Origin of the sequence: Mesorhizobium sp. M0587 (genome assembly GCF_040320945.1) — a bacterium.
In the GTDB taxonomy this organism is placed as follows: domain Bacteria; phylum Pseudomonadota; class Alphaproteobacteria; order Rhizobiales; family Rhizobiaceae; genus Mesorhizobium.
This window is the reverse complement of sequence record NZ_JAMYQP010000038.1, coordinates 14,979-41,129: the sequence shown is the minus strand read 5'-3', so window position 1 is coordinate 41,129 and position 26,151 is coordinate 14,979. Positions and strand designations below refer to the sequence as shown.

The 26,151-nt window shown below is 61.3% G+C and carries 24 protein-coding genes and 4 pseudogenes; 19 read left to right on the top strand and 9 right to left on the bottom strand.

The window, feature by feature from the left end; genetic code table 11:
* Positions 1-171: 171 nt before the first annotated feature.
* Complete coding sequence (locus tag NKI49_RS33485; RefSeq protein WP_502899581.1) at positions 172-444, bottom strand: hypothetical protein; 273 nt, start codon at positions 442-444, stop codon at positions 172-174.
* A gap of 566 nt (positions 445-1,010) precedes the next feature.
* Between NKI49_RS33485 and NKI49_RS26865 the strand changes: the two genes are divergently transcribed.
* Positions 1,011-2,756, top strand: a complete 1,746-nt coding sequence (locus tag NKI49_RS26865; protein ID WP_352605691.1) for an adenylate/guanylate cyclase domain-containing protein — start codon at positions 1,011-1,013, stop codon at positions 2,754-2,756.
* Between the two features lie 556 nt (positions 2,757-3,312).
* On the opposite strand, the gene NKI49_RS26860 is transcribed toward NKI49_RS26865, so the two are convergent.
* Positions 3,313-5,589, bottom strand: coding sequence for a PAS domain S-box protein (locus NKI49_RS26860; protein ID WP_352605693.1), 2,277 nt, complete (start codon positions 5,587-5,589; stop codon positions 3,313-3,315).
* A gap of 313 nt (positions 5,590-5,902) precedes the next feature.
* Here NKI49_RS26860 and NKI49_RS26855 point away from each other — a divergent pair, with 313 nt between their 5' ends.
* A complete protein-coding gene (locus NKI49_RS26855; RefSeq protein WP_352605695.1) occupies positions 5,903-6,121 on the top strand; it encodes a hypothetical protein in 219 nt (72 codons plus the stop codon).
* Here NKI49_RS26855 and NKI49_RS26850 read toward each other — a convergent pair.
* Both NKI49_RS26850 and NKI49_RS26845 read right to left on the bottom strand, forming a co-directional pair.
* Positions 6,095-6,670 (bottom strand): hypothetical protein, encoded by a 576-nt coding sequence (locus NKI49_RS26850; protein ID WP_352605697.1) that lies wholly within the window; start codon positions 6,668-6,670, stop codon positions 6,095-6,097. The two genes, NKI49_RS26855 and NKI49_RS26850, sit on opposite strands and share 27 nt — an antisense overlap.
* A 76-nt stretch (positions 6,671-6,746) precedes the next feature.
* Positions 6,747-7,163 carry a hypothetical protein gene (locus NKI49_RS26845; RefSeq protein ID WP_352695835.1) on the bottom strand — a complete coding sequence of 139 codons (417 nt, stop codon included), beginning with the start codon at positions 7,161-7,163 and terminating at the stop codon, positions 6,747-6,749.
* Here NKI49_RS26845 and NKI49_RS26840 point away from each other — a divergent pair.
* From NKI49_RS26840 to NKI49_RS26830, 3 genes and pseudogenes are all read left to right on the top strand, one after another.
* Positions 7,048-7,821, top strand: a pseudogene (locus NKI49_RS26840) (adenylate/guanylate cyclase domain-containing protein); the annotation flags it as partial. The gene NKI49_RS26845 and the pseudogene NKI49_RS26840 sit on opposite strands and share 116 nt — an antisense overlap.
* A 693-nt stretch (positions 7,822-8,514) precedes the next feature.
* Positions 8,515-8,673 (top strand): hypothetical protein, encoded by a 159-nt coding sequence (locus NKI49_RS26835; RefSeq protein WP_352605699.1) that lies wholly within the window; start codon positions 8,515-8,517, stop codon positions 8,671-8,673.
* 36 nt (positions 8,674-8,709) lie between these two features.
* On the top strand, positions 8,710-8,889 hold the full coding sequence (locus NKI49_RS26830) for a hypothetical protein (RefSeq protein ID WP_352605701.1): 180 nt from the start codon (positions 8,710-8,712) through the stop codon (positions 8,887-8,889).
* A 32-nt stretch (positions 8,890-8,921) separates the two neighbouring features.
* Here the strand turns inward: NKI49_RS26830 and NKI49_RS26825 are convergent, their stop codons facing one another.
* From NKI49_RS26825 to NKI49_RS26820, 3 genes and pseudogenes are all read right to left on the bottom strand, one after another.
* Complete coding sequence (locus NKI49_RS26825; RefSeq protein ID WP_352695830.1) at positions 8,922-9,074, bottom strand: hypothetical protein; 153 nt, start codon at positions 9,072-9,074, stop codon at positions 8,922-8,924.
* A gap of 67 nt (positions 9,075-9,141) precedes the next feature.
* Positions 9,142-9,323 (bottom strand): annotated as a pseudogene (locus tag NKI49_RS33480) (hypothetical protein); the annotation flags it as partial.
* Positions 9,324-9,451: 128 nt separating this feature from the next.
* Positions 9,452-9,583, bottom strand: coding sequence for a hypothetical protein (locus NKI49_RS26820; RefSeq protein WP_352605703.1), 132 nt, complete (start codon positions 9,581-9,583; stop codon positions 9,452-9,454).
* Positions 9,584-9,807: 224 nt separating this feature from the next.
* Between NKI49_RS26820 and NKI49_RS26815 the strand changes: the two genes are divergently transcribed.
* Positions 9,808-10,083: a putative quinol monooxygenase gene (locus NKI49_RS26815; RefSeq protein ID WP_352695827.1), complete on the top strand. Its 276-nt coding sequence runs from the start codon at positions 9,808-9,810 to the stop codon at positions 10,081-10,083.
* 290 nt (positions 10,084-10,373) lie between these two features.
* Here the strand turns inward: NKI49_RS26815 and NKI49_RS26810 are convergent, their stop codons facing one another.
* Positions 10,374-11,270, bottom strand: a complete 897-nt coding sequence (locus NKI49_RS26810; RefSeq protein ID WP_352605705.1) for a LysR family transcriptional regulator — start codon at positions 11,268-11,270, stop codon at positions 10,374-10,376.
* Positions 11,271-11,350: 80 nt separating this feature from the next.
* On the opposite strand from NKI49_RS26810, the gene metC reads away from it, so the two are divergent.
* From metC to NKI49_RS26745, 13 genes and pseudogenes are all read left to right on the top strand, one after another.
* The gene (gene metC / locus NKI49_RS26805) at positions 11,351-12,565 is read left to right on the top strand and encodes a cystathionine beta-lyase (protein ID WP_352605707.1); all 1,215 of its coding nucleotides are present in this window, start codon (positions 11,351-11,353) and stop codon (positions 12,563-12,565) included.
* A gap of 29 nt (positions 12,566-12,594) precedes the next feature.
* Complete coding sequence (locus NKI49_RS26800; protein ID WP_352605709.1) at positions 12,595-13,629, top strand: transporter substrate-binding domain-containing protein; 1,035 nt, start codon at positions 12,595-12,597, stop codon at positions 13,627-13,629.
* 70 nt (positions 13,630-13,699) lie between these two features.
* A complete protein-coding gene (locus tag NKI49_RS26795) occupies positions 13,700-14,821 on the top strand; it encodes an amino acid ABC transporter permease (RefSeq protein WP_352605711.1) in 1,122 nt (373 codons plus the stop codon).
* A gap of 3 nt (positions 14,822-14,824) precedes the next feature.
* Entirely contained in the window at positions 14,825-15,916 is a 1,092-nt protein-coding gene (locus NKI49_RS26790) for an amino acid ABC transporter permease (protein ID WP_352605713.1), read from the top strand.
* A 44-nt stretch (positions 15,917-15,960) separates the two neighbouring features.
* Positions 15,961-16,710: an amino acid ABC transporter ATP-binding protein gene (locus NKI49_RS26785; protein WP_502899583.1), complete on the top strand. Its 750-nt coding sequence runs from the start codon at positions 15,961-15,963 to the stop codon at positions 16,708-16,710.
* 140 nt (positions 16,711-16,850) lie between these two features.
* A pseudogene (gene cueR / locus NKI49_RS26780) lies at positions 16,851-17,245 on the top strand (Cu(I)-responsive transcriptional regulator).
* 413 nt (positions 17,246-17,658) lie between these two features.
* Entirely contained in the window at positions 17,659-18,207 is a 549-nt protein-coding gene (locus tag NKI49_RS26775; protein WP_352605717.1) for a hypothetical protein, read from the top strand.
* A gap of 318 nt (positions 18,208-18,525) precedes the next feature.
* The gene (locus NKI49_RS26770; RefSeq protein WP_502899584.1) at positions 18,526-19,983 is read left to right on the top strand and encodes a TolC family protein; all 1,458 of its coding nucleotides are present in this window, start codon (positions 18,526-18,528) and stop codon (positions 19,981-19,983) included.
* A gap of 16 nt (positions 19,984-19,999) precedes the next feature.
* On the top strand, positions 20,000-21,358 hold the full coding sequence (locus NKI49_RS26765; protein ID WP_352605719.1) for a multicopper oxidase family protein: 1,359 nt from the start codon (positions 20,000-20,002) through the stop codon (positions 21,356-21,358).
* A gap of 44 nt (positions 21,359-21,402) precedes the next feature.
* The gene (locus NKI49_RS26760; RefSeq protein ID WP_352605721.1) at positions 21,403-21,891 is read left to right on the top strand and encodes a cupredoxin domain-containing protein; all 489 of its coding nucleotides are present in this window, start codon (positions 21,403-21,405) and stop codon (positions 21,889-21,891) included.
* 23 nt (positions 21,892-21,914) lie between these two features.
* On the top strand, positions 21,915-22,199 hold the full coding sequence (locus tag NKI49_RS26755) for a copper-binding protein (protein ID WP_352605723.1): 285 nt from the start codon (positions 21,915-21,917) through the stop codon (positions 22,197-22,199).
* 385 nt (positions 22,200-22,584) lie between these two features.
* A pseudogene (locus NKI49_RS26750) lies at positions 22,585-23,261 on the top strand (response regulator).
* Positions 23,248-24,606, top strand: coding sequence for a sensor histidine kinase (locus tag NKI49_RS26745; RefSeq protein ID WP_352605724.1), 1,359 nt, complete (start codon positions 23,248-23,250; stop codon positions 24,604-24,606). The pseudogene NKI49_RS26750 and the gene NKI49_RS26745 overlap by 14 nt, the downstream one beginning before the upstream one ends.
* A 586-nt stretch (positions 24,607-25,192) precedes the next feature.
* On the opposite strand, the gene NKI49_RS26740 is transcribed toward NKI49_RS26745, so the two are convergent.
* Positions 25,193-25,477 (bottom strand): hypothetical protein, encoded by a 285-nt coding sequence (locus NKI49_RS26740; protein WP_352605726.1) that lies wholly within the window; start codon positions 25,475-25,477, stop codon positions 25,193-25,195.
* Positions 25,478-26,151 lie beyond the last annotated feature (674 nt).

The following is a 26,151-nucleotide window of genomic DNA, read 5'->3' as shown; positions in this document are numbered from 1 at the left end:
TTTGCGGCCGCGGCGACGTCAGGCTGAGAGAGCCCAAGAAGTGCTCGCGCCGCTCGAAGCTGATCGGGTGATGCCATGCTGTATTGACCTAGGCCGTAGACCATTGCCGCGTAGCCAGATACGAACGGAGACGAGTTTGAGGGCGCCAAGATAGTTTTCTGCCAGCTTGTCCTATCGAGTTGCGATGCGACGGAACTGCTTGGCTTTGTTGAAGAAGCGCTCAACGAGGTTGCGCGCCCCGGCGTGCTCTATCGCCGCCTGCAATATTGATTCGCGGATCGTGCCTACCAGTTCCCAAAAGCCGGAAGCCCCAAAGTCGAAAACGGTTCGCACAGCATCGATAGCCGCGTGATTCAACAGTCGAGCCCGTAGCGGCTTGAGCAACGCCTTGGCGACCGTCAGCTTGCCGCTTGCCAGTGCCCCATGAAGGAAGATCAGCTTCATGTAGGCAATTCTAGATCGGATCCGGATCGCAGCGCACTGGCTATTCAGCTCCCACTCTTCCGAGACGGTTGAACCGGAAAGATAGATCCAACCAAGCCGTTTGACCCCGCGCTGGCAGCTGCTGAGTAGGCGAAGTCCGCATCGCCTCGATCGCGCCACTTGCCGACCTCAGCACTCTAAGCGCGAACGTCTGGTGTGATGCCCGATGCGCGCGTTTGTAGGGCATCTCGCTGTTACATCGCGGTGACAAAAGCACCGCCACGGTGGCGTCAACCGGTTACGCAGGGAAGGAAATATCTCCGGCCTTCTGGGAGTGGCGTGTCAGCGTCCCCAGAGGCTGCGTGGGCGTGTCGTCGGTTGGCTGTTAGCGCGGCGACTGGAACGCTCCACGCCTCGCAAGCGGGATAGCGAAATCTCGTGAAGGCAAGGTCGAGCTGCGTTTTCCGTCCTGTATCGGCGACGGGCGGCGACCGGGAGAGATGGATACCATGCACATGGGGCGTCTGGAAGTTGGCAGGGCATGGACACGGGGCGGCCCGCGTGCAGACGCTTGGCTGAGCGGTGCAATGACAACGCAGCGCCACCTCGCAGCGATCCTGGCTTGCGACGTGGTCGGCTATTCGCGCCTGACGGAGCGCGACGAGCGCGGCACGCTCGAGCGGCTGAAGATCTACCGCAAGGATCTCCTCGGACCGCTGGTCTCAGAGCACCAAGGTCGGATCGTCAAGCTTACCGGCGACGGCATGCTGTGCGAGTTCGCGAGCGTCGTTAACGCGGTGACCTCGGCGATGGCGATCCAGCAGGCCCTGGCAGAACACGAGGCGGAGACGCCCGAGGAAGAGCGGATTCGCTTCCGCATCGGCGTCAATCTCGGCGACGTGGTCTGCGAGGAGGACGGCGACCTATATGGCGACGCGGTCAACATCGCCGCCCGCCTCGAAAGCATTGCTGATCCCGGCACCGTGGTCGTCTCGGGCACGGCCTACGACCACCTTCAGGGCAAGCTCGGCTGCGGCTTCACGCCGCTCGGCAACCTGCGCCTCAAGAACATCGAGCGGCCTGTGCGCGCCTACCGCGTCGAGACCGACGCCAGCGTCTCGGTGGCTGCACTGCCTCCGCTGCCCGAGAAACCCTCGATCGCGGTTCTGCCCTTCACCAACATGAGCGGCGATCCCGACCAGGAATACTTCGCCGACGGGCTGGTGGAGGACATCATCACGGGATTGAGCCGGGTGAACTCCTTCTTCGTGATCGCCCGCAACTCGTCCTTCACCTACAAGGGCCGGGCGGTAGACCTGCGCCAGGTAGGGCGCGAGCTGGGCGTCCGCTACGTGCTCGAAGGCAGCATCCGCAAAGCAGGATCGCGGGTGCGCATCAGTGGGCAGTTGGTGGACGCGATCAGCGGACACCATGTCTGGGCCGGCCGCTTCGAGGGCGACGTGAGCGACATCTTCGACCTGCAGGACAAGGTGACCGAGAGCGTCGTCGGCGCTGTCGAACCGAGCATCCGGCTGGAGGAGATCAAGCAGGCGCGCATGAAGCCGACCGATTACATCGGTGCCTACGACCTCTACCTTCGTGCGCTGCCGCGCTTCTACAGCATGACGCGCGAAGGCTTCGCCGACGTGCGCCGGCTCACCAACGAGGCGCTCAGCATCGATCCTGGCTTCAACTTGGCGAAGGCACTCGGCGCCTATATCCGCAGCCTATCCGTGAGCCAGTGCTGGCACGAGCCCGACGATATCCGAGTCGCCGCGCGCATGGCGCGCGAGGTGCTGGCGGACGCGCGAGACGATCCGACAAGCTTGCGCTTCGCCGCGCAGGTGATCGCCTTCAGCGCGAAGGAATACGAGATGGCGCTGGGCACGATCGAACGATCCCTGCTGCTCAACCCCAATTCGGCGCAGGGCCATACGGGCAGCGGCTGGGTGAACGCACATTCCAGCCGCCCGCTCGTCGCGATCGAGCACTTTCACCGGGCAATGCGGCTGAGCCCGGTCGACCCCGAGAAGGGCATCGCGCTCTCCGGCATCGGGATGAGCTACCTGATGCTCGAGCGTTACGAGGAAGCGCTGGCATGGGGAGAACGCGCGCTGCACGAGATGCCGAACTACGGCTCCTCGCACCGGGTGGTGGTCATGGCGCTGGTCAAACTCAACCGCCTCGACGAGGCGCAGGCGGCGACGCGGCGGCTGATGGAAGCGTTCCCCACCTACACGCTTACCCTGCAGAGACAGATCAACCCGTGGCTGGACAAGGTGTTCGCCGCGCGTTACGTCGAGGCGCTGGGCATCTCCGGCGTGCCGGCGTGATCGTGGCGGCTGCAAAGATGCCCTCTCCTGCGCGTCACCTCCGGCGAGGCGACGTCCCTTGAGCCCGCGACACGCGTCGCGTGGTCTCGGTCTCTCGGTCGGCGAAAGATATGAGGCGGCCGAAAAAGAGTTCGAGCAGGCTATCGCAAGTGATCCCAGTCTGTTTGAAGCGCATTATTTCGACGCGCGCGCAAGGCAAGCTCAAGCAGGCTTCCCACCACCACGAACGTGCCGCCGAGATCAAGCCCGATGATCACCAGTCTGTTCTCCTGCTTGTGCAGGTTTATCGTTCTTTAGCGCGGCCAGAAGACGAACGGGAAGCGGCTCGCAGAGGCGTAGGACGCGCCGAGCGCGAATTGGTCAAGTACGCTGAGAACCCCCGGCCAGCCTATCTCGGTGCTTATGCGCTCCATCGCGGTATAATCCAAGCCCATGCGCCAACGCAGTCTCGATGATGAAAGCTATGCGGTATTGCGCGAGCAAGCTGGACTGCGATGCGTGTTCGCTGAAGCTGCGGTGTTGTCCGAAGGCGCCAGCGCGCAACAAGGGCCGTTGGCTAGCGCGGAACGTCTGTCAACGAGCTTAGTGCCCGACGGATGGAATCGCGCGAAAACGGCTTCTCGACAACTGGTCGACCAGCCCGTTCAAGGAAGCGCGCCGCAGCGCCGCCGAGCGTGTCGCCGGTAACGAAAACGAAGCGCTCCGCTATGCCCGGGGTTGCCTGACAGGCCCAGTCGAACAAGGCGGGGCCGTCGGTGTTCGGCATCCGCAGATCGCAAAAGATCACATCGAAAACAGCACTCATCAGCGCTGCCTTGGCGGCGGCGCCGTCGTCGACGATCCTGACGGCAAAACCTTCAGCCTTTAGTAGTTCTGCAATCGTTTCTCCAACCTCCCGCTCGTCATCGACCACAAGGGCTGTACTACCGATGCCCGCGACCGAGTGCGCCGCAACACCTTCGACTGAATCTGACAAAGTGCAGGCCTCCACCGGCAACAGCAACCGGAAATGCGCGCCGTCCGCACGGTCAAGCAGGGCCAGCCGTCCATTGTGCGACTGCACCACGCCGAGCGAGAAAGCGAGCCCGATCCCAGTGCCCGCACCCTGAGCCTTGGTGGTAAAAAACGGATCGAAAATGCGATTCCGGATCTCGGCGGGCACACCGGGACCATTGTCGGCGATCACGATCTGGAGGTCATTGCCTTCAAGCGCCGTTTCGATCTCGATCCGCCGCGGTCCCGGTATATCCTGCAGGGCGTGTTGCGCGTTGACGATCAGGTTGTAGAATACCTGATGCATCTGGTCAGGGTCGAGTTCCAGAGGCGGCAGGCTCTCGGCGAGCCGGCATTGCACCTCGATGCCTGCCGTGCGCAAACCGTAGCCGGCAATATCGAGAACCGCGCGGATCAGATCGTTGACGTCGACACTGCGGCGCTCCGGCTGGCGTTGTCGCGCCATTGCCAGGAAGGTCTTCACGATGCGCGCGCAGCGCTCGGCGGCGAGCCTGATCTTGCCGGCCCGCTGTGCGTGGGCGGTTCCGGCTACGAATTCTTCCAGCAACTGGGCCTGCGCCACGACGACCGCCAAGGGGTTGTTGAGTTCGTGCGAAACGCCGGCAAGGAGCGAACCAAGTGCGTTGAGCCGCTCGCTCTGCGCCAATGCCTCGCGCGACCGCGCCAGTTCGGCTTCAGCCGCCTTGGTTGCGGTGAGATCAAGAATGCTGCCGACGATCACCGGTCGGTCGTCCAGCTCGATGTGGCGCCAACTCAGCGACACGGGAAACACGGAGCCGTCCAGACGCCGAAGTTGAGCCTCCACGCCGTCGGCGCGCGGCTGCTGACCTGACAGGTCTTTGAGGCGTCGATAGTCTTCCCGTGTGGCGAACCAGCGGTGCCGCCGGAAGCGGTCCTCGTCATGCGGGCCTATACCCATGATCTCGCGGAAGGCGGGATTAGCGCTAATCAGCTGCCGCGTTCGCGAGTCTATGAACACGACCGGAACCGGATGATGGTGAGTGAGGTCTCGGAAGCGCCGCTCGCTTCGCAGCAGGCGCTCGGCCGCGCGCTTCTGCTCGGAAATGTCGATATCGAAGCCGCCGATGCGCGCCTGCTGCTGATCGGCCCCCAGAACGGGAAAGCGGACGACAAGGGTCCAGGCATAGTCGACCGCGTTGTTTAGAAATTCCTCGATTGCAATCGCCTGTCCCGATTCCAGGACGCGGCGATCGTTTTCCGCGATCATCGCGGCCTCCTGAGGCCCGAAAATGTCGGCCGCGCTTAATCCGATCGCGCTCTCGGCCGGCCGGCCGAAGACCTTTCCCATTTCGGGATTAGCGATCAGATAGCGCCCGTCGGTATCCTTCAGGTACATGCCTACGGGAGCATGCTTCATGAACGCCGCCAACCGGGCTTCGCTGGCACGCAGAGCGGCGTCGGCAGCGTGGCGCTGCGACAGGTCGCGCAAGCTCGCCGTGAAGAAGCGACGTTTGCCGCTCCGGGCTTCGGTAATCGTTAGTTCCACCGGAAACTCGGTCCCGTTCGCTCGCATGGCAGTCTGCTCTGTTCGACGCCCGAGCAACCGCGGGGCGCCACCCGCAAGATAGGCGGCAAGCCCGTTTGCGTGCGCCTTGCGCAGATGCGGCGGGACGATGAGCTCCGAGATATCTCTGCCGACCGCTTCAGCGCGCGAATAGCCGAAGGTCGCATCGGCCGCCGGGTTGAATTCCACAACCAATCCGGCTTCGTCCGTGACGATCACGCAGTCGAGCGATGAGCGAACCACCGAAGCGAGGATCGCCTCTTGCAATGCGTTATCGGCGTCGTCTTCCTGCAAGGGCGGGCACTCCGTGATGACCCGTCGGAACGCTGGCCGTCGGGCAGGCAAGGATGTCGACGCAAGATGCTGAATCCGACCGCAGTACGGTGCGGAGGTGGGGAAGCTTGCACCAGCAGGACAAGCAGCGCCAAACCTTGCCGTTTGAATCGGTCATCGGCAACGAGCACAGAGCGCCAGAACCGGGCGTTCCCGATTCTACTCCAAACCTGACGTTCGCGCTACAGCTTGAGGGGACCCGGTTCGGACATCGATCCGAGTTCCCGACGGCTGAAGTTAATGCCCGAGAGGTCTTTGATCGCAGACCCTCGCCGTGCTCGGCGGCCTGGCGCCGGTCGCGGTGCGTGCAACCAGCAATATTGCTCAAACCGCGGCGGCAGAATCCTTTTCGCCGGTTGAAAGGCAAAGTCAGTTTGGCTCGCCGGTGGTCAGCGACGACTGGCAGCTCAAGCCGGCGGCGATGCTGAGCTTCGCCGCCATAACCCCGAATGCCTTTGGCAACCTCTCAGAGCTTTTTGGCCCGTGCGCGTGAGACGTCGTTCCGGTCAAAAATGGCCAAGCCCCCGAAGAGGACAACGAAACCGACGATTGCGATCCAGCCAACGATCTGTCGCATCCGCTCCTGTCCCTCTGGCATTTGAAGCGCCTCGACCTTCGGCCACATCACGTTGATATACCCGTCCCGCTCTGCGATCAGACCTTGGTCCTCCGTGCCGATTTCGAGCATTACGCCTTTGATGGGACCCTCGGTCATCACCATGACGTGGGCAGGAGCTTCTCGTGCGATCACTTCCCCGTTGCGGCTCACCTGTGCCCAGCCCCAAAGGGCGATTTCGGGCCGTACCTTCGGCAACTTGCCCGTGCCGACGCCAGTATTGCCATGCATTTCGTGCTCATAAGCCACGCCTGACCATGTCGTATATTTTCCGAGCGGGTGGCGCGGCATCGGCTTCTCAATGCTGACCGTATAGCTGGGGTCGCCGGAGGTGAACTCGGCCGAGACTCGCAAACCATCCGTGTTCTGTACATGCGACCAGCGGTTGCCCATTTCCACGGTTTGGATTGATATGGTGCCGTTCATAGGCATGTACTGTTCATTGCGTACGGATCGGCCCCGGTCACCCGCATACCCTCGCCCGAACCCCGTGCGGTTGCGATCAAACCGTCGGTGCCCCTCGATTGAGCGTGGGCAGGTTCGATAGGGACACCCAGCAGACTGCTAGCATCCCGATGCCGACCACGCCAATTACGCGCCGCTTCTTCATCAGCCAACCGCCGACCCACCAGCCGATAAGTGCCGAAACGGAACCGCCCGGAAACGACAGCCACCAAAGATCCCTGTAGCCGGAATAATAAGGCTGATCGAGCGGCAGACCACGTGGCCCCAAATACATGTTGTAAGTGCTCCAGACGAAGGCGAGCATTAGCGCGCCGATGGTCCAGCCCAGCCGGCCGCCGCCGCAAGTGTATCGCTCGATATTCACCGGCCGCCAGGAGGTCAGGATCGCCAGCCAGCGGAAGAAGCTGACAATTTGCTTCTCCGATATCGCCGGCTTTACCGAGACCACTGACAAAATGGAATCCGAGGATCTCACCCAACTCCTCAATCACTATCTGACGGAAATGTCGAAAATCGCATCGGATCACGGCGCGACGATCGACAAATATGTCGGCGACGCGATCCTGATGTTTTTCGGCGATCCCGAGACTCGCGGCGTCAAGGAGGACGCGCTGGCTTGCGCGCAGATGGCACTTGCAATGCAAAAGCGGATTAGCGAGCTTGCCGAAGTCTGGCGGGACATGGGGATCGAAACACCGCTGCGCTGTCGCATCGGCATCCATACCGACTACTGCACCGTCGGTAACTTCGGCAGCGAGGACCGGATGGACTACACGATAATCGGCGGCGCCGTGAATGTCGCCTCGCGCCTGGAGCAGGAGGCGCCGCCGGGGGCCATACTCATTTCCTACGAGACGTTTGCGCAAGTGAAGGGCTCAATCGACTGTGAGGAGCTGGGACACGTCCAGGTCAAGGGGATCGCCTATCCCGTCGCCACCTACCGCGTCATCGATCTGAAGGCCAATCTGGCAGCCGCTCGTCGTGCCGTTCGAACCGAGCTGCCGCACTTCAGGCTGGAACTTGAACCGGAGCTGATGTCCGCTGACGAGCGTGGCGATGCCGCCACTGCACTTGGAGACGCGCTGGATCGGCTTTGTCACAAGCCCGGGTAGTAAGGCTTGGTCCCAACGAGGCTTCACAAATGGACCGCAAGGAGTGGGATGTGGGACGCCGCTCATTGGCGCTATCGATGCGAGGGCCGCAGAACGGTTGCGGTCAGTCTTCGAACTCGGGCCGAACGTCCGCATCGGAGCCGAGACTTAACATTCACGGCATTACTGGAAGGTCCGGATATGGCGCGACCACGACCTACAGCTTCGCCATCGGCAATGCCTGCTTACGGAAAGCGGCAAAGCTGGCCTCAACGGCCAACATCGGGCGCGAAGCTGACGATAGCAGCGAATTTGAACCGAATACCCCGACATCCAATGTTCATGATCTGTGCTTCGAAAGTCGAATAAAAGGCAGTCTGGATTGGGAAACCGGAACTCAGCCTCGGCGTTTCTATGAACGGTGGACCGCTCTACGGGCGGATGCAGAACACATATCCCTCAACGCCCAAATGCGGCAAAGCCGAGCGCTACCAGGGCTCCCCCCAGCACGATGTCCGCATGGCTCCGGAAATTCGTGATCGGCAAGCTCGGTCGTGTTGGCCGTGATCTGCGTCGTGTAGCTATTCACCGTTGTGCTCAGATCGGTGATGTGTCCTGGCTGAGGGCCGCGGCAACCACGCGCTCATCGAAGAAAGCAGCCTGACGGCCGTCTCTGACTCCTGCTGGCCTGTCCGGTACCTGGTGGAGTAGGGCATGGCCGCCGTGCTCGGGGGTTTCGACGCGATCCCGCTCGGCGCATCCATGGCGATCGTCAATGAGCTGCGCGGCCGCGTTCATCAGGGGCATGCGCTAGCTGGCATCCACCGCCGTTTCGCCCGACATCAGGGAACGATATCGCCCCCCATGTATTAGAAGCCCATGGACACTATGGAACCCCACGGCCACGGGATGGCGGCCGATCTTTTGACATCGGAAGTTGCCAATGCCAGGCAGCGCATCCACCGGACCGAGCTCGCGCTTCAACGCAGTGAAGAAATGCTGGCCGAAAATCTCGCGCTGTGCAGCAGGATACGAACTGCGGTCGAGGCCGCAGACCCCTTGGTGAATATCGATCCCCCCAGCTTTTAAGGACGTCGCGCGGGTTGAACTGGGCCGGCGGTTCATTCGTCGCAACATTCAGGCCACCCGGCGCCACCACTCGCCCTCAAGCGAAGGCGGTTGATCGCCGTCGCATAGCGGCTGATCTCGGCGTCGATCGGGCTTGGGGTAAAGCCTCGGCGTTCGAGCTTCTTCCGCTCCTGTGCAACATGCAGCGACCAGTAGCGCTGTCCGGCTTGGTAGGTGCGAGCTTTCAGCGCGGTTGGTATGCTGCGAAGACTAACCTTGCACCTCGACTAAGGCGATCGGTCTTTGGGGAACAGTGCCGTCGGTATGGAAGATCGCATCGCACTGTCCTTCCAGCCCTGATTGAAGAGGCCCGTATCCGTTGCCCTGCTGTAGGTAACGAACTCCTCCCCGTTGCGGGCTCCGACCTCTTCCATCCAAGCCGTGGCAGCACCCAGCCAACTCGCGGACTACCTTCAAATAACTGGGGCAAGTCGTGGGGCCAAGTCTAGATGACCATCTGTACTGTGCGATGGGTTGGACCTAGCGTGGGGCAGGGGGCAACTAGAGATAGCCCGACGGCCCCTTACGCAATGTCGCCACGGATAACCCGGACGTTCAGCTGCCTCAGCGCCGGCACGAGTTCCGCATGCGGTCCGAGCGCCGTGGCTCGTCGGGCCTTGAGCCTGCCGTCGACGGCGCGGTCGTAGACCGACACGCATTCTGCTCCGGTCAGCCGCGAATTCTAGCTCAGCTTCCGGTCTTCCTCCTGTTGTTTCGGCACGTGCAGCGTCGGTGCTGATCCCGAGCCGCAGCAGGCCGGTGGATCTACAATGTTGCTGACGCGTCCGGAGCCACGCGTGATTTCACTGCCATTTCGCATTTCTACAATGCGACGCAGCTTCGCCGAGCTAGCATTCCAGCATCAACAAGGGTCTGCTAATGATGTTCATCGCGAATCTTCTCGCTCGGGCCGAGACCGTCGATCAAGTCCATGACATCCGCGGCAGACATCCGCTGAGTCGGGCGGTGTCGTATCACGCCGCTCAGAGCACGTCCGACACCACGCATTTTTATGTCGTGGAACAATACCGCGATCATGCGGCTTGGGAGTCTCATATGGCCTCTCCCCATGTGGGCAATGCGCTATCCGTGTCAATGATCTGCTTAGAGAGCCGCCTGCGACAGCCGCGTTCGTGGTTTTTGCCGAATACATAGCTGTGCCAGCGGACAGCCACGCTATCTAAGCGTGTTCGCCATTTAGCTGTCGACCACACAACTGGATTGGCTCTTCATACAACCTACGACGGACGGAAAGGATTTCCGATGGCTGAAGTGGCAGTTCTAGGACTTTGTCTTGTTTGTCTCGATAACCCCGCAGTCTGTCCCAAATGCCAATCAGGGGAATACCATGCCTGCGGCTGATGTGCCGCGCACACTGCTTCAACGAACTTGTCGAGTGCCGGTTGCTGCGTGACGAACCGAGCGACGAGCGCTGACTTGCTCGCCTACGGTTCGCTCGATAGCGCATTGCGCGCCGCGTAGAGTTCGGCGATGAAGTCGGTAATCAGCGCCGAGTTGATTCCGTCCGGCGGACGCAGGAGCAGCGCGCGGAAGTGCACGGCCGGCTCGAATGGCCTGGCGACGATGCCGCCAATCATGCGGTCGGCAATGACCGAGGGATTCACCAAGCCGATCCCCATGCCCTTCGCCGCGAGGATGGCGATGGTCAGGCCGTAGGGCGTCTCGATCAGGATGCGCGGCCGCACGGCATTCGCGGTCAGGATTTTGTCCATGGCGACCCTCACCGTGTCTTCCGGTGACAATGCCAGGAACGGCTCGTCGGCGAGATCGGCCGGTGTGATCACCTCCTTTCGCGCCAGCCGGTGCGTCTTTGGCATTACGCAGACGGCGCGCGGCGTGGTGAAGATGCTGTGCAGCACGCCGCTGGTATCGACCTCGTCGGCCGCGAGCCCGATGTCGAAACTGCCGGACGCCACCAGGTCGCGGACGACGTTAGAAGTGCGAACCTGATAGCTGATGCGCACCTGGGGATGCCGGCGCGAGAACGCTACGATGGCGCGCGGCACCAGCCCATGCCCGAGGGCCGACAGGCTGGCGACGCGAATGGTACCGGTGCCGACCTCCTTGATCTGGGCCGCACGCAGCTTGAGCCGGTCGAGCCCGGCCAGGCTGGCTTTCACCTCGGCATGGAACAACTCCCCTTCGCGTGTCGGCACCAGCCTCCCACGAATGCGGTCGAAAAGCCTGAAGCCGAGTTCAGCCTCTAGCTTGGCTAGCGAACGGCTGATGGCCGGCTGCGAGGTATCGAGCAGCGCGGCCGCCGCGCCGGCGCCGCGCGTGATCATGATCGCGTTAAAGACATCGATGTCGCGCAGGTTCATAGTGCAGCCCATATCAAAAGCGAATTAACTTTATCGCTGCGGTCATAGATGGCAATGGATGAGCCCGCTAAGTTGCGCCCATGAACCGACGCGACGACACTTCACATGTCCATCCTCCCAAGCGCTCCGAGGAACCATTCCAGGCGGTGGCGATGCCGGTCGAGCGAGCCTCGACCGTTGTCTTTGACGATCTGGAGTCGTTCGAGCGTCGTGTCGAGCGCCTATACGACGGGTTCAGCTACGGACTTTACGGCACACCGACCAGCCGGCAGCTCGAAGATCACATTGCCGTACTGGAGGGCGGATCGCGGGCTCTCGTCGTCCCGTCGGGCATGGCCGCCATGACGCTGGCAACCATGGCTGTCTGCCGTGGCGGCGAAAGGGTTCTGATTCCGGAGACGCTCTATGGGCCAGCGCGCGACATGGCCGAGCGTTTTCTCGGCCCCCTCGGGATCAAGGCGGTTTCCTACGATCCACGGCTGGACGCGAACATCGCGGCCGTGATCGACGGCAGAACGCGGCTGGTCTGGGTAGAATCGCCTGGCTCGGCCACCTTCGAGATCCAGGATGTACCCGCCATCACGGCCGCGGCCCACAAGGCCGGCGCGCTCGTCGCAGCCGACAACACCTGGGCCTCTCATCTGCTGTTCAAGCCACTCGCTCATGGCGTCGATATCTCGATGCAGGCGCTTTCCAAACACGCCGCCGGCCATGGCGACCTCCTGATGGGCTCGGTCGCGGTGCATGATCAGGCCCTGTTCCGGCGCCTGAAAGATACCGCGCGCTTCCTGGGCTATGGCGTCTCGCCTGAGGATTGCGCACTGTGCGAGCGTGGCCTGATGACCATGCCGGTGCGTATGCGTCACGCCGACGGCACCGCGCGCAAGATCATCGCCTGGCTATCGGAACGCCCGGAAGTCGCCCAAATCTTGCATCCCGCGGACCCTGGTCATCCCGGCCACGCGATCTGGAAGCGCGACTTCGCCGGATCGGCGGGCGTGTTCTCCTTCGTGCTGCGGCCGGAAGTGGCGCAACTGCAATCCAACGCCCTGCGCAGCTTGCGGCTGTTCAGGCTCGGCGCGAGCTGGGGCGGCGTGCATTCGCTGATTGCCGTCAGTGATCCGCGCAAAGGCCGCGCCAGCCTCGACTGGCTGAAGCCCGGCCCGGTCTGGCGCCTGTCGATCGGCCTCGAGGCGCTCGACGATCTTCTGGCCGACCTGTCCCAGGCCTTCGAGCTCTTTGCAGAAGCCCGGCGCAACGGATCCGCCGCGGCCGGCGCCAAGGCCGCCGAATGACGACAACCTCAACGACAAGGGGAATGACTGTGAAACATCAAGGTCTGAAATGGCTCGCGGGTCTGGCGATAGGATTGGCCAGCCTGAGTTCGGGCGCCGTGGACGCCAGCGCGCAGGCGGTCATCAACAAGATCAAGGAACGCGGTTACGTCAGCTGTGGCGCCAGCCAAGGCGTGCCCGGTCTCTCCCGGCCCGACGAGAAGGGGTATTATCGCGGCTTCGATTCCGATATCTGCCGCACTTTCGCGGTCGCCATCCTCGGCGATAAGGAGAAGATCCGTTACGTGCCGCTTAACGCAGGCCAGCGTTTTCCTGCGCTGCAGACTGGGGAAATCGACGTTCTGTCGCGCACATCCACCATCACCTACAGTCGCGATACGGTTGTCCGCTTCGTCTGGATCAATCTCTACGACACGGACGGCATGCTCGTGCGCAAGGCCGATAACATTGCCGAGCCCAAACTGCTCGACGGAAAGACCGTCTGCCTGCAAGGCGGTGGCAGCCTGACCGAGAAAGCGATCGAGGAAACCGAGGAAGAGTTCGGGATCGCGATGGAGAAAGTCTATTACGACTCGACCGTTCAAGCGCGCGACGCCTTTTTCGGCGGCCGCTGCGATTCCTACGTCACCGACGGCACCGCGGCAGCCGGACAGCGTGCCTCGGTGGCCAAGAACCCAGACGACTACGACATCATCCAGGTCGGCAAGGCCGCCGAACCCAATGGCGTCGCGGTCGCCCGCGGCGACGATCAACTCTTCGACGTGGTGCGTTGGACATTGAATGCTCTGTTCTGGGCCGAGGCCAACGGCATCACCTCGCAGAACATCGATGAAAAGCTTGCCTCGGGCAGTCCGGAAGTCAAACGGGTGCTTGGCGAGGAACCCGGCTTCGGCAAGCCGCTCGGATTAGACGATAAGTGGGCCTACAACGTCATCAAGCAGATGGGCAACTACGCCGAGATCTGGGATCGCAATCTCGGCAAGGACAGCCCCCTAAAAGTCGAACGCGGTCTGAACGCGTTGTGGAAGGACGGGGGCCTCAACTATCCCTTCCCATGGGATTGAGCCGCATGTTGAAGGGGAACGGGCCCGGCGCTCCCCTTCGCTGCCAACGCCGCGAACCCTCGAGGTCGACATGCTGAGCGATGCCAAGTCCAGATCGATCATCATCCAGTGTGCCCTGGGGGCCGCGGTTGCCGCTTTCGCTGCCCTGCTCGTCAGCACGACCTTCGCCAATCTGAGGGCGCGCGGCATCCCGATCGGCTTCGATTTCCTGACCATGCCATCCAGGATCGTCATCTCCGAAGCGATCCTCACCTATAAGTCAAGGGACCCCTACTACTGGGCGATCGTGACCGGGCTCGCCAATACGGTCTTCGTCTCCGCCGTCGTCATCGTCTTTTCATCCATGCTCGGCCTCGTCGTCGGCATCACCCGGCTGAGCAGCAATCCCCTGGCGGCCGGCACCTGCCGCGTGTGGGTGGAGGTTGCGCGCAATTCACCGCCGATCGTGCTTCTGATCTTTCTCTACTCGCTGTGGTGGAAGGTGCTGCCGCCGGTCGGCGAAGCGCTCAATCTCCTGCCCGGCGTTTACGCCTCGATGCGCGGCTTTGTGGTGCCGGCTATCAGCATGGACGCCGCCACCCCGGGATTGCTGGTCATTGCTCTCGCTCTCGCTCTTGCACTCGCGGCCGCCGGCTGGGCGGCGGCGCGACGAGGATGGTTGCCGCCGCTGGCCGCGCCGGCGATCGTCACGGTGGGGGTTGCCGGACTATGGCTTGCCGACGCGAAGTTCTCCGTCGACTGGCCGACCTTCACCGGATCGAATTTCAAGGGCGGCAAGCAACTGACGCCCGAACTCAGCACCATCCTCATCGGGCTGACCATCTACACTACCGGCTTCGTCGCCGAGATCGTGCGCGGCGGCGTGCTTTCGGTCGGCCGCGGTCAGTGGGACGCAGGTCATTCGCTCGGCCTGCCGCGCGGCAAAATACTGCGTCTGATCATCATCCCGCAGATGCTTCGGGTGATCGTCCCGCCGCTCAACAGCCAATACATCAACGTCGTGAAGAATTCGACGCTGGCGATCGCGGTCGGCTATCCGGACTTCCTTGCGGTGATGAACACCATCATCAGCAAGTCCAGCCATTCGATCGAGGGCGTCTTCATCATCCTTGGCGTCTATCTCGCCCTCAACCTGAGCCTGTCGAGCGCGGCCAATTGGTACAACCGTCGCATCGCCATCGTGGAGCGCTGAACTATGAAGGCCGTGTCTCTTCCCCTTCCGGCCGAGCCAATGCCCGGTCAGATCCGCTTCGGCGCCTTCCGGCGGTCCGCCAAGCTCCTGTTCGGCACGCCGCTCAATGCCGCCCTGACGCTGTTGTTCGGCGTTCTGCTCGTCGCCACGGTACCGCCGATGCTGCGCTGGCTGGTAATCGACGCCGTGCTGTTTAATCCCAATCCAAGCGCCTGCCGGGTGGCCACCGGAGCCTGCTGGAGCTTCATCTACGCCAAGTCCGGGCAGTTGCTGTTCGGCATATATCCGCTCGACGAACGCTGGCGCCCCGCCATCGTCTGCCTGCTCATCCTGGCGCTGCTCGGCTGGTCGGTGCGCCCCGCCAGCTGGGCCCCGCGGCTGCTGGCGCTCTGGGTCGCAGCGCTGGTGCTGATCTTCTGGCTGATGGGCGGCGGCATCGGCCTGACCGAGGTTCCGACCTCGTCCTGGGGCGGCCTGCCGGTGACGCTCCTCCTCACCGTCGTTGCCATCGGCGTCGCCTTCCCGGTCGGCATTGTCTTGGCACTGGCCAGGCGCTCAACCATGCCAGCGATACGCATAGGCGCCGTGGTCCTGATAGAATCGGTGCGCGGACTACCGCTGCTGTCCATCCTGTTCGTGGCGTCGATCATGATGCCGCTGTTCCTGCCCGAGGCCCTGTTGCCCGACAAATTCGTGCGCGCGCTGGTCGCGCTCACCATCTTCGCCGCGGCTTATCTCGCCGAGGTGATCCGCGGCGGCCTGCAGGCCATCCCGAAGGGTCAGTACGAGGCTGCGGCAGCGCTCGGCCTGCCCTTCTGGCGCGCGCAATATCTCATCATCCTGCCGCAGGCGATCCGGGTGGCGATCCCGGCGCTGGCCAACACGATCATCGTCATGATCAAGAACACCAGCCTTGTCCTGGTCGTCGGTCTCTTCGACCTGATCAGCTCCGGTAAAGCGGCGCTGGCTGACCCGGACTGGCCGTCGCCGGCGGCTGAGACATTCCTGTTCATCGGCGCGATCTTCTTCGCGCTCTCCTTCTCGTTCGCCCGCTTCGCCGACTTCCTGGAACGGCGCGGCCCGACCGCTCACTAGGAAATGCCTTGATGTTATTGTCCGCCCCAACGCGCGTTCCATCCATGCCCGATCCCAGCGCTGCGCCCGCTATCCAAATGACCGGCATGAATAAGTGGTACGGAAACTTCCATGTGCTGAAGAACATCAACCTGACCGTCCATCGCGGCGAGAAGCTGGTGATCTGTGGTCCGTCCGGCTCGGGCAAGTCGACGATGATCCGCTGCATCAACCGGCTGGAAGAGCATCAGCAGGGGCAGATCGCCGTCGAAGGCGTCGAACTCAGCCACGATTTGAAGCAGATCGACGTAATCCGCCGTGACATCGGCATGGTGTTCCAGCACTTCAACCTGTTCCCGCACCTGACTATTCTGGAGAACCTGACGCTGGCGCCGATCTGGGTACGCAGGATGCGGCGCGGGCAAGCCGAGCAGACCGCCATGCATTATCTGGAACGAGTGAAGATTCCGGACCAGGCGCACAAATATCCCGGCCAATTGTCAGGCGGCCAGCAGCAGCGGGTTGCGATCGCGCGCGCGCTTTGTATGAGCCCGAAGATCATCCTTTTTGACGAGCCGACGTCGGCACTCGATCCGGAAATGGTCAAAGAAGTACTCGACACCATGGTCGCGCTGGCTGAGGATGGCATGACCATGCTGTGTGTCACACACGAGATGGGATTTGCCCGCCAGGTCGCCGACCGCGTCGTCTTCATGGACCAGGGCGAGATCGTTGAGATGAACACGCCCTCCGAGTTCTTCTCGCATCCGCGTCACCAGCGGAGCAAACTGTTCCTTGCCCAGATCCTGAACTAGCTCGCGCTCGGGTAGTCTCCGGCACGCGCCGTCTGATCCCTGCCTATGGCCCTGATGATCTCGCGCAGTTTTCCGGATGCTCTTGACCTTCCAGCGGCTGGAAAGATTATCTCTAACGTATCAAAATACGAGAGACACGAATGAACATCGGAACTGCCTCCGAAAAGTCCGGGCTGCCGCCGAAGATGATCCGTTATTACGAGGAAATTGGCCTCATGACAGCCGACCGGGCAGGGAACGGATACCGCGACTATTCAATGTCCGACGTGCATCGCCTTCGCTTTGTGCAGCGGTCCCGCAGCATTGGCTTCTCTGTTGAGGCCGTCAGCTGCTGTCGCTGTACCGCGACAAGGAGCGCGAGAGCGCTGATGTGAAGGTGATCGCCCAGGTCAAACGGGCTGACATCGACCGCAAGATCGCGGAGTTGACGAGCCTGCGGGACACGCTCACCCATCTCGTCTACAATTGCCACGGCGATGAGCGCCCTGATTGCCCGATCATCGACGGTCTTGCGGGAAGCGGTCCGGTCCAGTGAGGCGCACTACCGTGATAGCCGCGATCCTGTTCGTGGCCGGCGCCGCTGCAACAGCGCTGTCGCGCCGATTGTCGCGGAACGCCAGGCGGCGATGAAGGCGATGGCAGATGCCGCCAAAACCATCTCCGGGTTTTTGACGGGAAGCGCCTATGACCCCGCAGCCTTGAAGGCGGCTGCCGAAACCATCCGCCGCTCGTCCGGAAGCGCGCCTCCACGCCACCCGGTGAATCCCAGCGCGACGATCACAGCGGACATAAGCACGCCCCAAGGCAGCACGGCTTCGGTCTCTGCCGCCGAGAAGCGTCTCGCTTTATCCGGTCGTCGCCGGAGCGGTGCTGAGCCTGACCTAAACCGAAATCGCGGACATCGCAGCGCGTTCGCGTTCATTTGGGCATGAGCCAGGCCATACAAAAATGTATGAAAAATATTGTGGCGCATGGGAGCTTCGAGCAATACCGTTCCTGCAACGATCCTCACTTTGGTTGCAGTGCAGCAAACTGGTCGAAGGCGGCCTTGACAAATCAGCCGAACATTTGTGGAAAGGGACGATGAGGACTGTTGGTCGAATCGCGATCCTAGGAAGCGTACCGCTGCGAACTCTGCTGGCAGTTGTATTCCTGGTGATGTCGGCGCTTCAGCCTGGTCTCTTCGCCACAGCCAATGCCACGGGTTTTCACGCCAGCGCGGATCTGCAAGCCGAGACACCTGCACACGGCATGGGCCATCACGGCGCCACGGCGAATGACACGGACAGGTCGGAGCATCAGCACGGCGACAAGCAATCCGCCGACAAGCAATCCGCCGACAAGAGCTGTGAAGTCCATTGCGCGCCGGCAAATGCAGTGCCAGTCGATTGTCCTGAGTTGGAGCATGTTGTCTCCCGCTGCTTTGCGCCTGTCATTGCCGTCACTTTGCCGCTCGGCGAATACAAAGCGCTGATTAGACCCCCCAGATACGTCTGAACTGACGCCTCTTTTGAGGGCGTTCGCGCGCAGCGTTGGGAATTCGTTCCCACGCGGCCAAATGCACACGTCAAGATTCAGGTCTACAATGAAAATCGCAAGCTTCGCGATGTCCGCATCGCTGTTCGTTGCCGGATGCGCGGCAACCACGCCGTCCGAGATTCGTCCCGCCTTCAATCCGGCAGATCCCGTCATTGGCATCCGTGGCACGCAATACCACCCGGTCGTCGCCGACTATCGCCAGCGGGAGCCACTCGATCCCCAGAATTGGCGGCGTCTCAATCAAGAACTCTCTCCCGCAGCCTCGGGAGCCGGATCATGAAGCGCCGGCCCCTGACCATAACTGCGGTGGTGACCATTTCGCTGATCGCTGCCGGATGCACGACGAGCGGGGCCCTTGATGGCATCTCAGTCCCCATGGCCGGCTTCACGACAGTCGCGGCGCGTGCCGCATCCGTGACCGGCAAGAAAACCGTGTGGGTGCAGTCCAGCGAGGAAGCGCGGACGATTTCGGAGCGCGTGAAGCGCCTCGTCCAGAAGAAGACGATCGGTCCAGACACCGCGGTGCAGGTCGCCTTGCTCAACAACAAGGGCCTGCAGGCCGCCTACGCCGAGGTCGGCCTGTCGGCGGCCGACATGTGGCAGCAAACGATGCTCGTTAATCCGACGATCTCGATCGGCATGATCGGCGTCGACCCTGTGCGGACGATTGAAGGAGCGCTGGTCAGCAACATCCTTGCGTTGGCGACCCATAAGCGGCGCATCGCAGTCGCGGATGCGCGTTTCCGTCAGGCCCAGCTCCGTGCCGCCGAAGAAACGTTACGGCTGGCCGCGGACACGCGGCGGGCCTGGATCAATGCGGCATCGGCCTGGGAAAGCGTTTCCTATCTGAACAAGGCGCAAGCCGCCGCCGACGCTGCCTCGGAACTCGCTCAAAAACTTGGGGAGACGGGCGCCTTCACAAAGACCGGCCAAGCCCGCGAACACGTCTTTTATGCCGAGATCACCGGTCAGGCGGCGGAGGCGCGGCTTGCCGCCCGGATCGCCAAGGAAGAGCTAACCCGCCTGATGGGTCTATGGGGACCGGACGTCGATTACTCAGTCCCCAACATGCTTCCAGCCCTGCCCAAAGGCGCCAAGGCCAAACGCGCGATCGAGGCGGAAGCGCTAAAAAATCGCGTCGACCTTCAGATCGCGAAACTTGAACTGGAGGCGCTCGCGAAATCCTACGGCCTGACCGAGGCGACGCGCTACGTCAGCGAGCTGGAACTCCTCTCCGGCGTGGAGGTGGAACGCGAAGGGTCGGAGGAGCGCGGCACGGAGACGAGTGTCTCGCCCACTCTCGAGCTCGAGTTTGTCATTCCGATTTTCGACTCCGGCAAGGCACGCATGCGCAAGGCCGAGCTTGCCTACATGCAAGCTGCAAACCGAGTGGCTGAAAAAGCGGTCAACATCCGGTCGGAGGCCAGGTCCGCTTATGACGCCTACCGGTCAACCTACGATATTGCCCGGCACTATCGAAACAACGTCGTGCCGTTGCGAACAAAGATCGAGGCGGAATCGGTCCTCACCTACAACGGCATGATCACCAACACGTTCGAACTGCTCGCAGATACACGCGCCAAAATCAGCTCGATCATGCTTTCCCTCAACGCCAACCGCAATTTCTGGCTGGCCGACGTCAATCTCGGAACCGCCATCAACGGTGGCGGCACAAGCTCATCTGCAGCCGGCGATACACCGGACGCAGCCGAAGCGGGCGCCGAAGGCCCCTGAACTCAAGGAGAAGAAAATGCTTTCAAGACGTCAGTTGCTAGGCGCGGGAGCCCTGCTCGCCAGCGCCACCGCATGGAGCAAAACGTCCGCTGTGGGGCTGCCCGAGGCTGCAATCATGGAGTCCCCCGACATGCAGCCTCCGATCTTCCCGACAAGCGGACCGGACTACCAACCGGTGGTGACACTCAACGGCTGGACCCTTCCGCACCGCATGAACAAGGGCATAAAGGAGTTCCACCTCGTGGCCGAAGCGGTCGAACGCGAGATGTCGCCTGGCATGACCGCGTATCTCTGGGGCTACAACGGTCAATCCCCCGGTCCGACCATAGAGGCGGTTGAAGGCGATCGAGTTCGCATCTTTGTGACAAACAAGCTGCCGGAACACACCACCATCCATTGGCACGGCATGATCCTGCCGAACGGAATGGACGGCGTCGGCGGCCTCACCCAGCCGCACATCCAACCTGGCAAGACCTTCGTCTACGAGTTCGACCTCGTGAAGAGCGGGACCTTCATGTACCACCCTCATGCCGACGAAATGGTCCAGATGGCCATGGGCATGATGGGCTTTTTTGTCATTCATCCGAAGGACCCGAAATCCATGCGGGTCGACCGGGATTTCGTCTTCCTGCTGAATGCATACGACATCGAACCTGGGTCCTACGTCCCCAAGGTTATGGAGATGACTGATTTCAACCTGTGGTGTTGGAACAGCCGCATTTTTCCAGGGGTCAGTCCTTTAGTGGTGTCAAAGAACGACAGGGTGCGGGTAAGAGTCGGCAATCTGACCATGACCAATCACCCGATCCACATGCATGGCTATGACTTCGAAGTGACCTGCACCGATGGTGGCTGGGTCCGCCCCGAGGCACGCTGGCCGGAGGTGTCGATCGACATTCCGGTCGGAGCCATGCGGGCCTACGAGTTCGAAGCCAAATATGAGGGCGACTGGGCGATCCACTGCCACAAATCGCACCACACGATGAACGCCATGGGACACGATGTGCCAACGTTCATCGGCGTCGATAAGACAAGGGTTACCGAGAAGATCCGAACAATTCAGCCCGACTACATGCCGATGGGCAATCGCGGGATGGCCGACATGGGCGAAATGGAAATGCCGCTGCCCGACAACACCATCAAGATGATGGATGGCTGGGGGCAATTCGGCCCCATCGAGATGGGCTCCATGTTCTCGGTCGTGAAGGTTCGCGAGGGGCTCGCCTCGGACGACTACGCCGATCCGGGCTGGTACCAGCACCCGGAGGGAACCGTGGCTTACGAGTGGAAGGGAGATGTGCCCGCTCCGACGAAATCAGGCGACGCAAAAACGATGGCCCCGGCAGCGCACGGCGGTCACAGCAAACAGGGATGACAAAACCGAAACCCCTCAACCTCAACAATGAGAGAAAGTACAGCATGAAACGTATCATCGCAGCGGCCGTTTTGACGGTACTTAGTTCCGGAGCGGCTCATGCCAGTGGAACCCACGCCGGAAGCCATGGCGACAAAGCCGCCATTATGCGGATCGGCAATCCAGGCGAGGCCGGCAAGGCAAAGCGGACTATCAACATCTCGATGTCTGAGAAGGACGACGGAAAAATGTTGTTCCAGCCGGCCGTCCTTAGGGTGAAGAAGGGCGAGACCGTTCGCCTGAAATTCGTCAACAAGGGCCAAGTCGACCACGAGTTCGTCATGGACGTCCATGAGGCGATCATGGAGCACAAGGCGCTGATGGAGAAGTTCCCCGACATGGAGCACGCCGATCCCAACGCGATCCGGCTGGCGCCCGGCGCCAGAGGCGAGATCATCTGGACGTTCGCCAATACTGGCGACTTCGGTTTCGGCTGCTTGGTTCCGGGTCACTACGATTCCGGCATGAAGGGCGACATCAACGTCGCCAACTGACCTCAACGCAAAGGAAGCAAATCATGACACTTTTGGTAAGGACACTCTCGACATTCGCGCTCGTTCTCGCCATCGGCGGGAGCGCGCTTGCGCAGCAATACGTGAAGGGCGAAGTCATCAAGGTCGACGCCAAACAGCAGAAGCTGACGATCAAGCATGGGCCGCTGACCAATCTCGACATGCCCGCGATGACGATGGTGTTCGTCGTCGCGGAGCAGGGCCTGCTCGATAAGGTCAAAACGGGTCAGGCGATCGAGTTCACAGCCGACCGCGTCAACGGACGTATCACGGTCACCGGCATCAAGTGATCCGGGACCAGCGCCGCGGGTTGAAACCAATCCGCGGCCCGCTGGCTGCTCTCAGAAGCGATCACGGCGTGATGGCTTGAGGTGATGAGCGCCGCGGATCAGCCTTATGCTGGACTTGCGGCACAATAAAAGGGATAGGCCACAATGAGATACAACGTGAAAGTTGCAAGGCGCTTTCGCTTGCGAACCGTGTTGTCGATTCAGTCGATGGATGTTGATGCATCGAAAACCCAGTACCTGGCTGATTGAAAAAGCTGCGTCACCGACTAATGGCACCGAGCCGAAAGACCCGCCGGCCAAAGCCTCACTGAGACATCGCTTCGTTCAGAAGCAAACTGGAGGTCATCAACGCTTGGCGCGCCAGGCCAGATGAGAGATTGCTATTATGAAAATTCTCCTAGTCGAAGACGACGAACAAATCAGCCGTTACATCGAAAATGGACTGAGCTCTTCCGGCCATGTGGTCGATGCCCTGACAGACGGACGCGATGCTTTGCTTGTCGGACTACGCGATCCATATGACGTCGCAATCGTGGATCGGGTGCTGCCAGGCCTCGATGGCTTGTCGCTTGTGCGGGGTCTTCGAGGCGCCGGCGCAAAGGTGCCAGTGATCTTCCTGACGGCTGTGGGCGGCGTTGACGATCGAGTTGAAGGCTTGGAGGCAGGTGCGGACGATTACTTGATCAAGCCCTTTGCCTTCTCCGAACTCCTGGCTCGGGTCAATGCTCTGCAAAGGCGTCCTCCGATCACCGCCGAAAAGGCAAAGCTGAAGGTGGCTGACCTGGAACTGGATCTCTTCAGCCGCCTCGCCACCCGCGGCGGAACGACGATCGAATTGCTTCCTCGGGATTCGCGCTGCTTGAACTCCTGATGCGCAACGAGGGCCGTATACTGACGAAGACCATGCTCCTTGAGCGGATCTGGAACTTCAACTTCGACCCGCAAAGCACCGTGGTGGAAACCCATATCAGCCGACTGCGGGCGAAGATCGACAAACCATTCGATGTCCCGCTCCTGCGTAATACACGCAACACCGGCTACACCATTCATGGCCAACGCTAGTATCGCTAGAAGTGCGTCAATCCGAGTTGCCGCGTTCTACATCTCCCTGTTTCTGCTTTCGTTCCTGGGAGCCAATTTCGTCGCTTACAACATGGTCGCCGCCTACCTCTACGAGCGGCTGGATTCCAATGTGATGGAGCGGTTCCGGGAGATTTCTTCCGCCTATGAGGCGAATGGTGTCGACGGCGCAGCCCTGATGATCCGAAGCCATGGTCCGGCAATCCGGGGGCAGGAGACGCTTTACACACTGAAGGATCCCAACGGCGACTTCTTGGCTGGCAACATTGATATTTCCGCCGTGCCGCCGGGATTTTCCACGCGCGCACCGACAAGCCACGAGGTGGCGCCCAATAACTACAGGCTCTACCGGAAGAACCTAGACGGCTACGACCTGACCGTCGGCGTAAGCTATGACGACACCAATCGCCTGCGTAGCATCGCGCTTATCAGCTTCGGCTGGGGAACGGCGATCGTGCTTGCTGGAGGTCTCGGTGCGGGCGCAGTTTTGGCGTTCCGCACGCGACGGCGCATCACTAGACTCTCGGAGGTGATGCAGTCCGTTGGCGCCGGCGATCTCGCTACCCGCTTGCCGGTCTCCTTGCGCAGCGATGACATCGACGTGCTGGCGACTGAAGTCAATGTCGCTCTGGCACAGCTACAGGCTAGTGTCGCGGCGATGACACAGGTAGCGACCGACATCGCGCACGACCTCAAGACGCCGGTCGGCCGGCTGTTTCTAACGCTTGAGGGCGCTTCCGAAAGCAAAGACCAAACGGCCACGAGATCCCTCATCGAAAAAGCGATGAGCGAAGTCTCGCATATAGCCGGCACGTTCGAGGGCTTGCTGCGCATCTCGCAGATTGAGTCCGGCGCACGCCGTTCGCGATTTGCGAAGGTGAACCTTCCGGAACTGGTTGCTGAACTCTACGATATCTATAGTCACATCGTGGACGACGCCGAGCGCTCGCTGGTTCTTTCCAATGACAGCCGAAACACGGCCTCATTCATATGGGGCGATGCCGATCTGCTGAAGCAGATGTGCGTGAACCTTGTCGTCAATGCAATGCGCCACACACCACGAGGGGCCCGGATTGCAATCGGCGTCACCACGCAGGCGAACCGCTGCGCGATCGTCGTCAGCGACAACGGACCGGGCATCCCGGCGGCGGAGCGGCAGCAAGTGTTCAAGCGCTTCTATCGCCTGGAAAAGAGCAGGACCACCGAAGGGACAGGCCTCGGCCTCAGCGTGGTCAAAGCCATATCGGACATCCATGGCGCGACAATTTCCCTGAAGGACAATAGGCCCGGCTTAATCGTGCAAACAGAGTTCCCGCGTAAACTATAGTATGAGGTCAGTCACGCGTAGACGGGTGGTTCATATCGGCTTGAGCCGAATTACAATTCAATAGTGCTGGCGACCAGACCAGAGTTCGCTAACCCGCCACGATGGCCCGGCGCTCTTGGTCGCTGCGTTGTCCGGCGTGCGCCGGCGGATGGGTGCCTACGGCACTGGCTTTTTCTTTATTTCTTGGTACGGACCGGCCTGCGCATCAGCAGCTATGTCCGATACGATATCGCCGGCGAAAACCTCAGCTCGGACGTGGTTGGCCGTTTTAGACAGATGCCGCCAGACCGAGCTCGGCACGTTGCGCGCCTATACTCAAATCAAACACTCTCGTCGCGCGGTGACGCTGCGACCACTTCACGACCGATGACAGTATGGCGGGTGAGAGCAGCATCGTGACGCGTTGGTGGCGTAGGTGACGACCATCCGAAGACGGGTGGTGGCGAGTAGGTTTCCTTGGTGCGGTGTGCGGTGCTGTATAGATTTCGTTGACGGCAGTCGAAGGGCAAACCAGCCGGCAGTGCTGCCGGCTGGTTTGTCCTGCACCGGCTCCGTGGGAAGATGCGGAGCTGCGGTGTCGGCCCCGCTACCGGCCCGCCCAGCTGGCGCGCTGGCGAGGGCTCCCGCCCTGCCACGATGAGGGGCTCACTGCCTCGACTCGGTTATAGGGGGAATCGGTTTTCTCGATATCGCCCTTGTCGAGCACTTGGGAAGATATATCGGAGTTGGATGCCGATTTCCTGGCTTCGCCCGTCGATCCATGGCCGTGCAAGACCTCGCCGATGCGGGGGCTTGTCGAGTTCGTGCCGCTGTGGGCGACACCGGTCATTGCCGCTAAGACAATCAATGCATATCCGATGGTGTGCTTCATGGTTCAGTCCTTTTGTCGAAAGTGAGCGTTCGAACACTCAGCAACAACCAGGCTACCGGGTCGAATTCACGGGCACCTTCCCTCGGATTTACATTTTTGTGATTCTCATGCGTGGCCGCGGCTGAAGCCCGGGAAGATCAGCTTTGAAATGTCACGCGTTGAACGGCTGTCGCCGTTTCTCTTATGCCGATGCATGGCGGTCCAATGCGGCTTCAAAGGGGAAGAACGCGCATTCAGCCAGATCTCATGAAACACGGAGTCCACTGTCGCACCTGCTTTTTGCTGAGAGATTGCCGCACACGGGTGCGTCGGTCTTCCGCTATTCCATTCTTGATTCAGGAGGTCTGCAGCGAGGTTGACGAGCACTCGCATACACAAGCACGCCGATCCCAACTCGATCCGGCTGACGCCTGGTGTCAGAGGCGAGATCATCTATTCGCCATGCCGGCGAATTCGGTTCCTCTGCCTTGGTCCCGGGTCACTACGACCCTGGCATGAAGGGCGGCATCACCGTCGCCAACTGACTACCAATCATGACACTATTGAACTCTCTCGACGCTCGCGCTCGTGTTCTCCAAGCAGAATAACAAGCTGACGATCAAACCATGGGCCGCTGACTAGATCTCGACACGCCGGCGATGACGATGATGTTCGTGGTCGCGGAGGAGGGCATG